Annotated in this window: 12 protein-coding genes; 6 read left to right on the forward strand and 6 right to left on the reverse strand. The window is 59.7% G+C overall.

The window, feature by feature from the left end; translation table 11 throughout:
* Positions 1-325: 325 nt before the first annotated feature.
* Positions 326-2,419, forward strand: coding sequence for an LTA synthase family protein (locus ACYZT9_RS08590; RefSeq protein ID WP_462009406.1), 2,094 nt, complete (start codon positions 326-328; stop codon positions 2,417-2,419).
* A gap of 60 nt (positions 2,420-2,479) precedes the next feature.
* Here ACYZT9_RS08590 and ACYZT9_RS08595 read toward each other — a convergent pair whose 3' ends face one another.
* Positions 2,480-2,638, reverse strand: coding sequence for a DUF3309 family protein (locus ACYZT9_RS08595; RefSeq protein ID WP_174602692.1), 159 nt, complete (start codon positions 2,636-2,638; stop codon positions 2,480-2,482).
* 279 nt (positions 2,639-2,917) lie between these two features.
* Here ACYZT9_RS08595 and ACYZT9_RS08600 point away from each other — a divergent pair, with 279 nt between their 5' ends.
* The 3 genes from ACYZT9_RS08600 (at position 2,918) to csrA (ending at position 4,466) form a co-directional block, all read left to right on the forward strand.
* A complete protein-coding gene (locus ACYZT9_RS08600; protein ID WP_462009407.1) occupies positions 2,918-3,733 on the forward strand; it encodes an SDR family oxidoreductase in 816 nt (271 codons plus the stop codon).
* 65 nt (positions 3,734-3,798) lie between these two features.
* On the forward strand, positions 3,799-4,131 hold the full coding sequence (locus tag ACYZT9_RS08605) for a YnfA family protein (RefSeq protein WP_462009408.1): 333 nt from the start codon (positions 3,799-3,801) through the stop codon (positions 4,129-4,131).
* 143 nt (positions 4,132-4,274) lie between these two features.
* Positions 4,275-4,466 carry a carbon storage regulator CsrA gene (gene csrA, locus ACYZT9_RS08610; protein ID WP_462009409.1) on the forward strand — a complete coding sequence of 64 codons (192 nt, stop codon included), beginning with the start codon at positions 4,275-4,277 and terminating at the stop codon, positions 4,464-4,466.
* On the opposite strand, the gene ACYZT9_RS08615 is transcribed toward csrA, so the two are convergent.
* From ACYZT9_RS08615 to mnmC, 5 genes are all read right to left on the reverse strand, one after another.
* On the reverse strand, positions 4,455-4,682 hold the full coding sequence (locus ACYZT9_RS08615) for a YheU family protein (protein WP_003199186.1): 228 nt from the start codon (positions 4,680-4,682) through the stop codon (positions 4,455-4,457). The genes csrA and ACYZT9_RS08615 overlap by 12 nt on opposite strands.
* Positions 4,683-4,892: 210 nt before the next feature.
* Positions 4,893-6,083 (reverse strand): osmoprotectant NAGGN system M42 family peptidase, encoded by a 1,191-nt coding sequence (locus ACYZT9_RS08620; RefSeq protein WP_462009410.1) that lies wholly within the window; start codon positions 6,081-6,083, stop codon positions 4,893-4,895.
* A 159-nt stretch (positions 6,084-6,242) separates the two neighbouring features.
* Entirely contained in the window at positions 6,243-7,991 is a 1,749-nt protein-coding gene (ngg, locus tag ACYZT9_RS08625; protein ID WP_462009411.1) for an N-acetylglutaminylglutamine synthetase, read from the reverse strand.
* A gap of 3 nt (positions 7,992-7,994) precedes the next feature.
* Positions 7,995-9,767, reverse strand: a complete 1,773-nt coding sequence (locus tag ACYZT9_RS08630; protein WP_462009412.1) for an N-acetylglutaminylglutamine amidotransferase — start codon at positions 9,765-9,767, stop codon at positions 7,995-7,997.
* Between the two features lie 182 nt (positions 9,768-9,949).
* The gene (mnmC, locus tag ACYZT9_RS08635; protein ID WP_462009413.1) at positions 9,950-11,932 is read right to left on the reverse strand and encodes a bifunctional tRNA (5-methylaminomethyl-2-thiouridine)(34)-methyltransferase MnmC2/FAD-dependent 5-carboxymethylaminomethyl-2-thiouridine(34) oxidoreductase MnmC1; all 1,983 of its coding nucleotides are present in this window, start codon (positions 11,930-11,932) and stop codon (positions 9,950-9,952) included.
* A gap of 175 nt (positions 11,933-12,107) precedes the next feature.
* Here mnmC and pap point away from each other — a divergent pair, with 175 nt between their 5' ends.
* Positions 12,108-13,631 (forward strand): polyphosphate:AMP phosphotransferase, encoded by a 1,524-nt coding sequence (pap, locus tag ACYZT9_RS08640; protein WP_462009414.1) that lies wholly within the window; start codon positions 12,108-12,110, stop codon positions 13,629-13,631.
* A gap of 100 nt (positions 13,632-13,731) precedes the next feature.
* Positions 13,732-14,916, forward strand: a complete 1,185-nt coding sequence (locus ACYZT9_RS08645; RefSeq protein WP_462009415.1) for a thiolase family protein — start codon at positions 13,732-13,734, stop codon at positions 14,914-14,916.
* Positions 14,917-14,930 lie beyond the last annotated feature (14 nt).

The following is a 14,930-nucleotide window of genomic DNA, read 5'->3' on the forward strand; positions in this document are numbered from 1 at the left end:
TCCGTTTCTGCGGCAAGGGCCGCTGGGACGGATAAGACCACGGTCAAGAAAGCTCTCTAACTGAACCAGCAAACCAGCACCAAGCGCTGCAGTTTTTTATGTTTCCGAATATACGTTGCACAAAATTTTCACAAAGCCTCCAAGACAATTCGCCCGCGCCTGCATCGCAGGGCAGGGCAGGGCAGTAATCAATGGCAATGCCGCGGTTGATCGTGCAACATTTGCGCACCGCGCAAACCCCGGGGCCGAGAACTGGCCGACAGAGGGCAGGGCGCAGCTGTATTTTTGAAACTTCAACTTCCAATCCAATGGGTCCTAAAACGACATGGCAATTCCGGACGCCCTGAGTCAGCAGCGAGCTTCTAGTCGCCTGCTGCAACCGACCGTCAAATCTCATCTGGCCTACACGCTACTGTGTGCCCTGGTCATGATGGTCATGTTCAGCCTGCTGCGCTTGGCGCTGCTGGTCTACAACCGCGAGATGATCCTCGACACCCCGGCCTCGACCTTTTTCGAAGCGTTCGCCAACGGTCTGCGCTTCGACCTGCGCCTGGTGGTCTACCTCAGCATTCCGCTGCTGCTGGCCCTGTTCAGCGCCCGAGCCATGTCTGCCCGCGGATTCTTCCGTTTCTGGCTGACCCTCGCTTCAAGCATAGCGCTGTTCCTCGGCCTGATGGAGATGGACTTCTACCGCGAATTCCACCAGCGCCTCAACGGCCTGGTCTTCCAGTATGTGAAGGAAGACCCAAATACCGTGATGAGCATGCTCTGGTACGGTTTTCCCGTGGTTCGCTACCTGTTGGCCTGGGCCGTGGGCACCTTGATCCTGACCCTGGCGTTCAAGGGCGCCGACCGTGCAACCCGTCCTCGCGGGCCGTTCAGCGGCGGCAGCATTGGCACTCGCCAAGTCGCCCCGTGGTACGCCCGCATCGCGGTGTTTGTGGTGTGTTTGCTGATCTGTGTGGTCGCGGCGCGCGGCACCCTGCGCCAGGGTCCACCGCTGCGCTGGGGTGACGTCTACACCACCGACTCGAACTTCGCCAACCAGTTGGGCCTCAACGGTACCCTGTCGCTGGTCGCGGCGGCCAAGAGTCGGCTGTCCGAACATCGCGATAACGTTTGGAAAGCCACACTGGCCCAACCGGTGGCTCAGCAGACCGTACGTGACATGCTGCTGACGCCGAACGATAAACTGGTCGATCCGGAAACCGCCGCTGTTCGCCGCAACTACACCCCGAATGCCGACAAGACCCTGCCGATCAAGAACGTCGTCGTCATCCTGATGGAAAGCTTCGCCGGTCACTCGGTGGGCGCGCTGGGGCGTCCGGGCAACGTCACGCCATCCTTCGACAAACTGTCGAAAGAAGGCCTGTTGTTTGACCGTTTCTTCTCCAACGGCACGCACACCCACCAGGGTATGTTCGCCACCATGGCCTGCTTCCCGAACCTGCCGGGTTTCGAATACCTGATGCAAACGCCGGAAGGCAGTCACAAGCTGTCTGGCCTGCCGCAGTTGCTCAGCCCCCGTGGCTACGACGACGTGTATGTCTACAACGGCGACTTCGCCTGGGACAACCAGTCGGGCTTCTTCAGCAACCAGGGCATGACCAACTTCATCGGGCGTAACGACTTCGTTAACCCGGTGTTCTCCGACCCGACCTGGGGCGTGTCCGACCAGGATATGTTCAACCGGGGTCTGGAAGAGTTGAAGGCTCGCGACGGAAAGGACAAGAAACCGTTCTATGCCTTGCTGCAAACCTTGTCCAACCACACGCCATACGCTTTGCCGACACCGTTGCCGGTCGAGCGCGTGACCGACCGTGGCAGCCTAAACGAACATCTGACCGCCATGCGTTACTCCGACTGGGCGCTGGGTCAGTTCTTCGAGAAGGCGCGCAAGGAGCCGTACTTCAAGGAAACCCTGTTCGTGGTCGTCGGCGACCATGGCTTCGGCAACGAACAACAGATCACTGAAATGGACCTGGGCCGTTTCAACGTACCGATGTTGCTGATCGGGCCGGGCGTCCAGGACAAGTTCGGCCAGGTCGACCACACCGTGGGCACCCAGATCGACATCGTGCCGACCATCATGGGCCGTATCGGGGGTGACGTAGTTCACCAGTGCTGGGGTCGTGACTTGCTGAACCTGCCGGAAGGCGACAAGGGTTTCGGCGTGATCAAACCGTCGGGTAGCGATCAGACCGTCGCGTTGCTGACCGCAGACCGCGTATTGGTACTGCCAAAAGAGATGCCGGCGAAGCTGTATCGATACGAACTGGGCGCCAATCCGAAAGGTGAAGTGATCCCGGCATCGGCTGACGAAGCGGCCCTTAAACAGAAACTCGAGTCGTTCATCCAGACGGCGACCAAAAGCCTGATCGACAACACCGCCGGTGTGGTTGACGGGATACCGGACTAAGTTTTTGGCGCAATAAAAAAGAGGCCCTTCAAGGGCCTCTTTTTTTGCCTGTTAACTTTTTTATATCTTGCCGAGTAACAGCAGGATCAACAGCACCACCAACACCACGCCGATGATACCCGACGGGCCATAACCCCAACTTCTGGAGTGCGGGAAGACCGGCAGGCCACCTACCAGCAGGAGGATCAGAATAATGATTAGAATCGTGCCCATGTCTATTTCCTTGTTGGAAGTGTTCTGGAATTACGTGGCGTTTAACATTCAGCTCGGATGCTATAAACCCGAGCTGCTTACAACGTCCGACTGTCGCGCATGTAAGAAAATTCCAAGTTTTTTTAATGTTTTTCGAAGATAGGCTTATTTCTTTTTAGAGGGGAGAAGTTGGCAGCACGCTTGCGCGGTTTGCTCGGGCCATTCAGCAATCTGATGGAGCGTGGGTTGGGCGCGGTCCTTCGCTACACTCGACGCATCTTCCACGGAACAACAAGGCTGTTTGCTATGCAAAATCGCATGATGATCACTGGCGCGGGCTCGGGCCTGGGTCGCGAAATCGCGCTGCGCTGGGCACGTGAAGGCTGGCAGTTGGCCTTGTCGGATGTCAGCGAGCCCGGTCTGCAGGAAACCTTGAAGCTGGTTCGCGAAGCTGGCGGCGACGGTTTTATCCAGCGTTGCGATGTGCGCGATTACAGTCAGCTCACCGCTTTCGCCCAAGCCTGTGAAGTGAAACTGGGCGGCATCGATGTCATCGTCAACAACGCCGGCGTCGCCTCGGGCGGGTTCTTCAGCGAACTGTCCCTGGAGGATTGGGACTGGCAGATCGCGATCAACCTGATGGGGGTGGTCAAAGGCTGCAAAGCGTTCCTGCCGCTGCTGGAAAAAAGCAAAGGCAAGATCATCAACATCGCATCGATGGCCGCGTTGATGCAAGGCCCGGCCATGAGCAACTACAACGTGGCCAAGGCCGGTGTGGTGGCGCTGTCGGAAAGCCTGCTGATCGAACTGGCGCATCAGGAAATCGGCGTTCACGTGGTGTGTCCATCGTTCTTCCAGACCAATTTGCTGGACTCCTTCCGCGGCCCGACGCCGGCGATGAAAGCCCAGGTTGGCAAACTGCTGGAAAGCTCGCCGATCACAGCGACTGACATTGCCGATTACATCTATCAGCACGTGGCCGCTGGCGAATTCATGATCCTGCCCCACGAACAGGGCCGCATGGCGTGGGCGCTCAAGCAGAAGAATCCGCAACTGCTCTACGATGAGATGACCGTCATGGCCGATAAAATGCGCGCCAAGGCCAGACAGACCGCAGGCTGAACTTGCCTGCCTGCACCGTCGTCGTTAGGGTGACCGCCATCGGTCATCCTCGCGAGATGTTTTGCATGCTCAATTACCTATGGTTCTTTCTCGCCGCCTTGTTTGAAATCGCCGGCTGCTTTGCCTTCTGGATGTGGCTGCGCCAGGGCAAAAGCGTCTGGTGGGTCGTGCCGGCGTTGCTCAGCCTGACCTTGTTCGCGCTGTTACTGACCCGTGTCGAGGCGACCTATGCGGGGCGCGCCTATGCCGCCTACGGTGGCATCTACATCATTGCGTCGATTGGCTGGCTGGCGGTGGTCGAACGGATTCGTCCGCTGGGTTCGGACTGGATCGGCGTGGCGCTGTGTGTGATGGGAGCGAGCGTCATCCTGTTCGGCCCGCGTTTTTCCGCTTCTTGAAGCAATCTAAACAGTTTGTCGGACGTTTCCGAAAGAGGTGTTCGTCGCGGGCTGTAGGGCGAGACTGATTTGCCGTAATCGCATTGAACGCTAGCCGCGCGCCGGGCATCTTCAGGGCTCGATAACCCTGAAGGACGAATGCCATGCTTGTACTCAGCCGCGTGATTGGCGAAATGATTTCCATCGGTGACACCATTTCCGTGCGCATTGTGGCCGTCAATGGAAACACTGTGCGCTTCGGCATTGAAGCGCCTCAGGACGTCAGTGTGCACCGGGCCGAGGTTTACGAACGCATCCAGGTAAAACAGACGAAAATTAAGGATTCAATCAAATAGATGCTTGGGCACGTCGTGTTTGAGCATCAACTGGCACTGCTCGCTTTCCGGGTCGAAGACAATCAGCGCCTGGCCCTTGGTCAACGCCTGGCGAACCCGCAACACGCGAGTTTCCAGCGGCGTGTCATCGCCGTTGTCGGTGCCGTCACGGGTCACGAAATCTTCGATCAGGCGGGTCAGGGTGTCTACTTCAAGTTGGTCATGGGGAATCAGCATAGGCACCTCGGCTAAACAATGGGCGCGATGCTACGGCGAATGGGCGGTTGCGGCTAGTCTGGCCTGATGCGTTGACTGAGATACCGCCATCGCGAGCAAGCTCGCTCCCACAGTTAATCGAGGGTGAACATAGATACTGTGCTCACCGGTGATCCCTGTGGGAGCGAGCTTGCTCGCGATGGCGATCTACCTGGCAACGATGTACCTGGATCAGCTATCCGATCGCTGCCCCACCAGACTGTCCACTGACGGCACCCGCGTATCGCTCTCCATCTGCGTGTCATGTTCGATCTGATGACTGAACCGGTCCAACGAACCCTTGGCCGGCTGTGCATCGCTGGCGAATACCGGTGGGCTGAGAATGTAGGCACCGAGCAGACGGCTAAGGGCGGCGAGACTGTCGATATGCGTACGCTCATAGCCGTGAGTCGCATCGCAGCCAAAGGCGAGCAGGGCGGTGCGGATGTCATGGCCGGCGGTGACCGCCGAATGCGCATCGCTGAAGTAGTAGCGGAACAGGTCGCGGCGTACCGGCAACTCATTGTCGCTGGCCAGCCGCAACAGGTGCCGGGACAAGTGATAGTCATAAGGCCCGCCGGAATCCTGCATCGCCACGCTGACTGCGTGTTCGCTGGAATGCTGGCCCGGCGCAACCGGCGCGATGTCGATGCCGACGAATTCGCTGACGTCCCACGGTAATGCCGCCGCCGCGCCGCTGCCGGTTTCTTCAGTGATGGTGAACAGCGGATGGCAGTCGATCATCAGTTCTTCGCCGCTGTCGACGATGGCTTTAAGCGCCGCCAGCAGCGCGGCAACGCCCGCCTTGTCATCGAGGTGACGGGCGCTGATGTGGCCGCTTTCAGTGAACTCCGGCAAGGGGTCGAAGGCCACGAAATCGCCGACGCTGACGCCCAGTGAATCGCAATCGGCGCGGGTCGCGCAATAAGCGTCCAGGCGCAGTTCGATGTGATCCCAGCTGATCGGCATTTCATCCACCGCGGTGTTGAACGCGTGTCCGGAGGCCATCAGCGGCAACACACTGCCCCGGATTACGCCGTTATCGGTAAACAGGCTGACGCGGCTGCCTTCGGCAAAACGGCTGGACCAGCAGCCGACGGGCGCCAGGGTCAGGCGGCCATTGTCTTTCACGGCGCGAACGGCTGCGCCGATGGTGTCGAGGTGAGCGGAAACGGCGCGGTCCGGGCTGTTTTTCTTACCCTTGAGCGTGGCGCGGATCGTGCCGCGCCGGGTCAACTCGAAAGGAATGCCCAATTCTTCAAGCCGCTCGGCGACGTAACGCACGATGGTGTCGGTGAAGCCGGTCGGGCTGGGAATGGCGAGCATTTCCAGCAGGACTTTTTGCAGGTAATTCAGGTCTGGTTCGGGGATTTTGCTGGTCATGGAAACTCCTGATGAATTAAGCGCATCGATGGTTTCGATGAGGGAGAATTTTTGTTACCTGTCAGGCCGCCATCGCGAGCAAGCTCGCTCCCACCGGGAATCGCGGTCGAATGTGGGAGCGGGCTTGCCCGCGATGGCGTCAGTTCAGGAAATACATATTCATGAGACCGCCGCCTGACTATGCGGAAACAACAAATCCACAAACCGCTCCGCCGTCGGCTGCGGCTCATGATTGGCCAATCCGGCGCGTTCATTGGCTTCGATAAACACGTACTCCGGCTGATCCGCCGCCGGCACCAGCAGGTCGAGCCCGACCATCGGAATGTCCAGCGCCCGCGCTGCGCGCACCGCAGCATCCACCAGCGCGGGATGCAGGATCGCCGTGACGTCCTCTAGAATGCCGCCGGTATGCAGATTCGCTGTACGCCTTACGAACAGATGCTCACCCGCCGGCAGAATACTGTCGTAGTCGTAACCCGCCGCCTGCACCGTGCGTTCGGTCTCATGGTCCAGCGGGATCTTGCTTTCGCCGCTGGTGGCCGCTTGACGTCGCCGACTCTGGGCTTCGATCAGCGCACCAATGGAATGCTGACCATCACCCACCACTTCCGCCGGCCGGCGTATCGCGGCAGCCACCACTTCGAAACCGATCACCACAATGCGCAGGTCGAGGCCTTCGTGAAAACTCTCCAGCAGTATGCGGGCGTCGAACTGGCGGGCCGATTCGATGGCTTGCTGGACCTCTTCGATCGTCCGCAAATCCACCGCCACCCCTTGGCCCTGTTCGCCATCCAGCGGTTTGACCACCACCCGTTCGTGCTCGTCGAGAAAGGCCAGATTGTCATCGGCGTTCCCCGCGAGTTGTTGCGCCGGCAGATTCAGCCCGGCATTGCTCAGAACCTTGTGGGTCAGGCTTTTGTCCTGACACAGCGTCATGCTGATGGCACTGGTCAGATCGCTCAAGGATTCGCGGCAACGGACCCGCCGGCTGCCATGGATCAGGGTGAACAGGCCCGCGTCGGCATCATCAACCTGGACTTCGATGCCACGCCGATGGGCTTCATCAACGATGATCCGCGCATACGGATTGAGCGCGGCTTCGGGTCCAGGGCCCAGAAACAGCGGCTGATTGATCCCGTTCTTGCGCTTGATCGCAAAGGTCGACAGGTTGCGAAAGCCGAGTTTGGCGTAAAGACTTTTCGCCTGGCGGTTGTCATGCAGCACTGACAGATCGAGATAACTCAGCCCACGGCTCATGAAATGCTCGATCAAATGCCGCACCAGCACTTCGCCGACGCCGGGACGCGAACAGCGCGGGTCGACGGCCAGGCACCAAAGGCTGCTGCCGTTTTCCGGATCATTGAATGCCTTGTGGTGGTTGAGGCCCATGACGCTGCCGATAATCGCGCCGCTGTCCTCGTCTTCGGCCAGCCAATACACCGGACCACCCAGATGACGCGGGGTCAGCAGACTGGCATCGATCGGCAACATGCCACGCGCCTGATACAGCTGATTGATCGCCTGCCAGTCCGCATCGCTTTGTGCGCGACGAATGCGAAAGCCGCGAAACACGCGGGTTGCCTGACGGTAATCGCTGAACCACAACCGCAAGGTATCAGACGGATCAAGAAACAACTGTGCCGGCTCCAGTCCCAACACTTGCTGGGGTGCGGCCACGTACAGGGCAATGTCGCGCTCACCCGGTTGCTCATTGAGCAACTCCTGGGCGAGGCTCGCCGGATCGGGGAACGTGTGGCCGATCAACAACCGGCCCCAGCCGCAATGCACCGCAATCGGAGCGGCGCCGAGTTCGCTGCCGTCTTCGGCCAGACGCGCTTGCAAGCGTTCGTAGGAGGGCGCCTGACCGCGCAACAAACGTTGGCTATACGCCGTAGCGTTAGGTTTCATCGATCAAATTCCTTGCTCGCTGAGCCACAGGTTCAGGGCTGCCAATTGCCACAGCTTGGAGCCGCGCAACGGCGTTAATTGACCTTGCGGATCGGTCAGCAAACGGTCGAGCATCGCCGGCTGGAACACGCCGCGATCCTGGCTCGGATCGAGCAGCAGTTCACGCACCCAGTTCAGCGTATCGCCTTGCAAATGCTTGAGGCCCGGCACCGGGAAGTAACCTTTCTTGCGGTCGATGACTTCACTCGGAATCACCAACCGTGCAGCTTCTTTCAGCACGTGCTTGCCGCCGTCCGGCAGTTTGAATTTACCCGGGACGCGGGCCGACAATTCCACCAGTCGATAGTCGAGAAACGGCGTACGCGCTTCCAGGCCCCAAGCCATGGTCATGTTGTCCACGCGTTTGACCGGGTCATCCACCAGCATCACGGTGCTGTCCAGACGCAAGGACTTGTCCACCGCGGCATCGGCACCGGGTTGTGTGAAATGTTCTTTGACGAAGTCACCGGCGGCATCATTCGCTGTCAGCCATTTCGGCTGCACGGTGGCGGCGTAGTCCTCGTAGCTGCGGTCGAAAAATGCATCGCGATAGGCCGCATACGGATCGGCTGCGCCATCGACTTGCGGATACCAGTGATAACCGGCGAACAGCTCGTCCGCTCCCTGGCCGCTTTGCACCACTTTGCAATGTTTGGCGACTTCGCGAGACATCAGGTAGAAAGCGATGCAGTCATGACTGACCATCGGCTCGCTCATGGCGCGGAACGCCGCCGGCAGTTGCTCGATGATCTCTTTTTCGTCGATGCGTAGCTGATGGTGCTGGGTGCCGTAATGCTTGGCGATCAGGTCTGAATACTGGAACTCGTCGCCGCGCTCGCCGCCGGCATCCTGGAAACCAATGGAGAAGGTCGACAGATTCTCCACGCCGACTTCACGCAACAGGCCAACCAGCAGGCTCGAATCGACACCGCCTGAAAGCAGGACGCCGACATCCACCGCCGCCCGTTGACGGATCGCCACCGCGTCGCGGGTGCTGTCGAGCACACGATCGCGCCAGTCTTCGAGCGTCAGATTCATCTCGTCGGCGTGTGGGCCATAGGGCAGGGTCCACCAGGTTTTCTGCTCGGTGGTGCCGTCCGCTTCGATACGCATCCAGGTCGCGGGTGGCAGTTTTTCGATGCCGGCCAGCAAGGTGCGTGGCGCCGGGACGACGGCGTGGAAATTCAGGTAGTGATTGAGCGCCACCGGATCGAGGATCGGGTTGATGTCGCCGCCCTTGAGCAGCGCCGGCAAAGCAGAAGCAAAGCGCAGGCGCTGGCCGGTGCGCGACAGGTACAACGGCTTCACGCCGAGACGGTCGCGGGCGATGAACAGGCGCTTGGCATCACGCTCCCAAATAGCGAAAGCGAACATACCATTGAGTTTTGGCAACAGCGCTTCGCCCCAGGCGTGATAACCCTTGAGCAGCACTTCGGTGTCGCCGCCGGAATAGAACGCATAACCGAGGCTTTCCAGCTCGGCGCGCAGTTCCGGGAAGTTATAGATTGCGCCGTTGAAGGCCAGGGACAAGCCCAATGGGTTGTCGACCATTGGCTGCGCCGAGCCGTCCGACAAGTCCATGATTTTCAGGCGACGATGACCAAGGGCAATCGGCCCTTGGCTGTGAAAGCCCCACGCGTCGGGTCCGCGGGGTGCCAGGTGATGGGTGATCCGTTCAACGGCTGCAAGGTCCGCAGGTTGATGATCAAAGCGTAACTCGCCAGCTAATCCGCACATAAAGTCCTTACCGGTTTTTCCGTTGGGGAGGGTCTATCGATACCCGGGCCAAAAACGGCGGGTACTCAGAAACTGACCCCCTCGGATTTCAGGAGTTTTATATCGATCGGTTATAAGCGAGGGTCACGGACAAATGGCGGGCATATCAAAACCGATCGGAATCCACAGCTCGATCAGGGCCTTCAGGCCTTGCCTCGAATCAATCGACGCAAGGCAAAGCGATTCGGATGACACGCCTCGGCCACGGCTCTGGGCAGCGGCAAGGGTTCGTTATCGAGCCAGGCGGCCAGCAATTCAGCGGATAATGGCGCGGTGACCAATCCTCTGGAGCCATGGCCGCTGTTCACGTACAAGCCGTCCAGCCAAGGGCAAGGGATGTCCGGGATTTGTCGGGCATCCTTGCTCAAGACGCTGTAGGCGTTGGCGAACGCCTCGGCGTCGGCCAGCGGACCGACAATCGGTAAATAGTCCGGGCTGGTGCAGCGAAACGCCGCACGGCCTTCGAGCGTTTCCGGCTGCAACGCATCTGCCCGCAGTCGCGCGACCAGGTCCGGCGAAATCTCTTCGAGCATCTGCAGATTGCCGGCGTGCTCCGCCGCTGTCGGTGTCAGGTCATCGCTGTTGAAATCGAAACTGGCGCCCAGGGTGTGTTCACCCATACGTGACGGCGCGACGTAACCTTCGGCGCAGACCACGGTGCTCAGGCTTTGGCTTTCACGCGTCTGGGGCAGGCGGGTAATCTGGCCGCGAATGCGTTTGAGCGGCAACTCGCTGCTGTAAGGGAAACGCTTGATCTCGGCAGCGCCGGCCAAGACCACCACCGGTGCCTCGGCCAGCAGGTTTTCACCATCCCAGGCTTGCCAGTGACCTTCGGTTCGACGCAATTCCAGCACATCGTGATGCGTCAGCACCCGAATGTCGGGGTGCATCGCTTGCCATTGGCACAACGCTGGTGGATGCACCCATCCGCCTTCGGGGTAAAACAGTCCTCCCCATTGCAGACCGATACCAGCGCGCGCCTCGGCCTGTTCTCTATCGAGAGTGTGCAGCAAGTCTTGCGAAAACGCCGCTGCCAATTGCGCTTGACGCTCGGCTTCCTTGGCGTTGAAGGCCAGTTGCAACACCCCGCAATCGTCCCAGTCGACGCCCCGTTGCAAATGCTCAAGCAGGCGCCGGGTGTAACCGAATCCACTGACGATCAATTGCGACAAAGCCGTGCCATGAGCCGATAGTTTGAGGTACAGCACACCCTGAGGATTACCCGAGGCTTCCCGGGCCAGTGCGTCATGACGCTCCAGCAAACTGACATGCCAGCCTCGCTCAGCCAGGCTGTTGGCCGTCGCACAACCGGCCAGGCCGGCGCCGATCACCAGTGCCCGACGTTCGCCCGTCAGTGGCGTCGGCCGCGCAAACCACGGTTTGGCCACGGCGGGCGCCGGGGTTTGTTCAGGCCAGCCGAGGAACGTGCCGCGCAGGATTTCCCATTTGTGGCCGATGCCGGGGGTGCGCTTCATCTTGAAGCCCGCCGCATTCAACAGTCGTCGTACCCAACCGGTGCTGGTGAACGTGCTGATGGTCGAGCCGGGTGCGGCAAGTCGAGCGAGTTCTGCAAACAATTCGGCGGTCCACATGTCCGGGTTTTTCGCCGGGGCGAAACCGTCGAGAAACCAGGCATCGATCTGTGCGTCCAGTTTCGGCAACTGCTCCAGCGCATCGCCGATCAGCAGGGTCAACGTCACGCGACCGTTATCCAGAACCAGCCGCTGGAAGCCTTGATGGATCGCCACGTACTGCGCGAGCAACTGATCGGCAAACCGCTTCAGCTCTGGCCATAACGCCAGCGCCCGTTGCAGATCAGGCGCACTCAGCGGGTACTTTTCGACACTGATAAAGTGCAGTCGCGCACCGGCCACTGCGTGTTGTTCGAACAACTGCCAGGCGCACAAAAAATTCAGCCCGGTGCCGAAACCGGTCTCGCCAATCACCAGTCGCCCCTGCGCCGGCAATGCGGCAAAGCGTTCACGCAAAGCGTTCTGTTCGAGGAAGACGTAGCGGGTTTCGTCCAGCCCGGACAGGTCGGAAAAATACACATCATCGAACACCCGCGAACGCGGGAGCCCTTGGTCGTCCCAGTCGAGCTGGGCGTGGGGCAATACAGGTTTCATGGCAGGCTCGGCAACGGCAAGGCGGCCATTCTAGCCGATCGCCGATAATCGGGCGGTGATGATGGTGCGGACTTGAACCGCTTTTCGTAGGAGCATGGTGCACCATCTCGGAGAATTTCCCGCCGTCCAACTGCCCAATCCGTTAGTCTTGTTCAAACCTGGAAGGAGCCGTCCCATGTTCGAATCCGCCGAAATCGATCACGCCATCGACAAAGAAACCTACGACGCCGAAGTGCCGGCCCTGCGAGAAGCCTTGCTCGAGGCGCAGTTCGAACTTCAGCAGCAAAAACGCTTTCCGGTGGTCATTTTGATCAACGGCATCGAAGGTGCCGGCAAGGGCGAGACGGTGAAGTTGCTCAACGAATGGATGGACCCGCGTCTGATCGAGGTCCGCACCTTCGATCAGCAGACCGATGAAGAACTGGCGCGGCCACCGGCCTGGCGTTACTGGCGAATGCTCCCGGCCAAGGGTCGCATGGGGATTTTTTTCGGCAACTGGTACAGTCAGATGTTGCAGGCCCGGGTCCATGGCGTGTTCAAGGACCCGCGGCTCGATCAAGGCATCAATGCTGCCGAACGGCTGGAGAAGATGCTGTGCGACGAAGGCGCGCTGATCTTCAAGTTCTGGTTTCACCTGTCCAAGAAACAAATGAAGGCGCGTCTCAAGGCGCTGGCCGACGACCCGCTGCACAGCTGGCGCATCAGCCCGCTGGACTGGCAGCAATCGCAGACTTACGACAAGTTCGTGAAATACGGCGAACGCATTCTGCGCCGCACCAGCCGCGACTATGCGCCGTGGCATGTAATCGCCGGCATGGACCCGCGCTATCGGAGCCTGGCGGTCGGCAAGATTCTGCTCGAGGGCCTGCAAGGCGCTTTGAAAAGACCGAAGATTCACCCGGATAAAGTCAGCGCCGCGCCCTTGGGCAGCAGCGTCGATGAGGTCAACCTGCTCGACAGCCTCGATCTGACCTTGCGTCTGGAGAAGGACGATTACGAAGAGCAGCTGATTACCGAGCAGGCGCGGCTGTCCGGCTTGATGCGCGACAAACGCATGCGCCGTCACGCCCTGATCGCGGTATTCGAAGGCAACGATGCGGCAGGCAAGGGCGGGGCGATCCGGCGGCTTGCTGCGGCGCTTGACCCGCGCCAGTACGACATCGTGCCGATTGCGGCGCCCACCGAGGAGGAGCGGGCACATCCGTACATGTGGCGGTTCTGGCGGCATATTCCGGCGCGAGGAAAATTCACCGTGTTTGACCGCTCCTGGTATGGCCGGGTGTTGGTGGAGCGTATCGAAGGCTTTTGCAGCCCGGCGGACTGGCTGCGCGCTTACAGTGAGATCAACGACTTCGAAGAGCAGATCGCCGATGCCGGGGTGATCGTGGTCAAGTTCTGGCTGGCCATCGATAAAGAAACGCAAATGGAGCGCTTCGAAGAACGCGAGCAGATTCCTTTCAAGCGCTTCAAGATCACCGAAGATGACTGGCGCAATCGGGAAAAGTGGGACGCCTACCGGGCCGCGGTCGGCGACATGGTCGATCGCACCAGTACCGAAATTTCGCCTTGGACACTGGTGGAGGCCAATGACAAGCGCTGGGCGCGGGTCAAGGTCTTGCACACGATCAACCTGGCGCTGGAAGAAGCATTCGAAAAATCCGACAAGCACGAGAGAAAGCTGAAAAAGCTGAAGATGTAAGCCATGGTGACGCATACGCGGGGTGAATGATTGTCGCGGCCTTCCCTGGGTGGACTTATGCTCGATTCACTCTCAACCGACAACAATAATGAGGTATGCCATGCGTGAAGTGGTGATCGTCGACAGCGTGCGGACCGGCCTGGCCAAGTCCTTTCGCGGCAAGTTCAACCAGACCCGTCCGGACGACATGGCGGCTCACTGCGTCAATGCATTGCTGACGCGCACCGGTATCGACCCGGCCAGCGTCGAGGATTGCATTGTCGGTGCCGGCTCCAACGAAGGCGCCCAAGGCTACAACATCGGTCGCAACGTCGCGGTGTTGTCGCGCCTGGGCACCGGCACCGCCGGCATGACACTCAACCGGTTCTGCTCGTCGGGATTGCAGGCGATTGCCATCGCTGCCAACCAGATCGCTTCAGGTTGCAGCGACATCATCGTCGCCGGTGGCGTCGAGTCCATCAGCCTGACGATGAAAAGCGTCAACACCGACAACCTGATCAATCCACTGCTGAAAGAACAGGTGCCAGGCATCTATTTCCCGATGGGCCAAACCGCCGAAATCGTCGCCCGTCGTTACAACGTCAGCCGTGAAGAACAGGACCTGTACGCCCTGCAAAGTCAGCAACGTACCGCTCAGGCGCAGGCCGGCGGGTTGTTCGACGACGAAATCGTGCCGATGGCGGTGAAGTATCGTGTTGAAGACAAGGCCACCGGGCAAGTGCAGATCCTTGACGGTGTCGTCGATCGCGATGATTGCAATCGCCCGGACACCACGCTGGACAGTCTGGCAGGGTTGAAACCGGTGTTTGCCGAAGACGGTTCGGTCACGGCGGGCAACTCGTCGCAGCTGTCCGATGGTGCATCGATGACGCTGGTGATGAGCCTGGACAAAGCGCTGGAACTGGGGCTGAAACCGAAAGCGTTCTTCCGCGGTTTCACCGTGGCCGGTTGCGAGCCGGATGAAATGGGCATCGGCCCGGTGTTCTCGGTGCCGAAGTTGCTCAAGGCCAAGGGTTTGCAGATGGCTGACATAGACCTGTGGGAACTCAACGAAGCGTTCGCTTCGCAATGTCTGTACGCCCGCAATCGGTTGGGCATCGATAACGAAAAGTACAACGTCAATGGCGGCTCGATCTCCATCGGCCACCCGTTTGGAATGACGGGTTCGCGTCAGGTCGGGCATCTGGTGCGGGAGCTGCAGCGACGGGATTTGCGTTACGGCATCGTGACCATGTGTGTCGGGGGTGGGATGGGGGCTACGGGGTTGTTTGAAGCGGTGCGGTAAGCCTGAAAGTTTTG

This window comes from Pseudomonas sp. ZT5P21 (genome assembly GCF_054897785.1).

Coding starts and splice junctions, on each gene's coding strand:
- ngg (WP_462009411.1), bottom strand. CDS start 7,991: ATGAAACCTAACGCTACGGCGTATAGCCAACGTTTGTTGCGCGGTCAG.
- ACYZT9_RS08605 (WP_462009408.1), top strand. CDS start 3,799: ATGCTCAATTACCTATGGTTCTTTCTCGCCGCCTTGTTTGAAATCGCC.
- ACYZT9_RS08620 (WP_462009410.1), bottom strand. CDS start 6,083: ATGACCAGCAAAATCCCCGAACCAGACCTGAATTACCTGCAAAAAGTC.
- ACYZT9_RS08590 (WP_462009406.1), top strand. CDS start 326: ATGGCAATTCCGGACGCCCTGAGTCAGCAGCGAGCTTCTAGTCGCCTG.
- mnmC (WP_462009413.1), bottom strand. CDS start 11,932: ATGAAACCTGTATTGCCCCACGCCCAGCTCGACTGGGACGACCAAGGG.
- csrA (WP_462009409.1), top strand. CDS start 4,275: ATGCTTGTACTCAGCCGCGTGATTGGCGAAATGATTTCCATCGGTGAC.
- ACYZT9_RS08600 (WP_462009407.1), top strand. CDS start 2,918: ATGCAAAATCGCATGATGATCACTGGCGCGGGCTCGGGCCTGGGTCGC.
- pap (WP_462009414.1), top strand. CDS start 12,108: ATGTTCGAATCCGCCGAAATCGATCACGCCATCGACAAAGAAACCTAC.
- ACYZT9_RS08615 (WP_003199186.1), bottom strand. CDS start 4,682: ATGCTGATTCCCCATGACCAACTTGAAGTAGACACCCTGACCCGCCTG.
- ACYZT9_RS08630 (WP_462009412.1), bottom strand. CDS start 9,767: ATGTGCGGATTAGCTGGCGAGTTACGCTTTGATCATCAACCTGCGGAC.
- ACYZT9_RS08645 (WP_462009415.1), top strand. CDS start 13,732: ATGCGTGAAGTGGTGATCGTCGACAGCGTGCGGACCGGCCTGGCCAAG.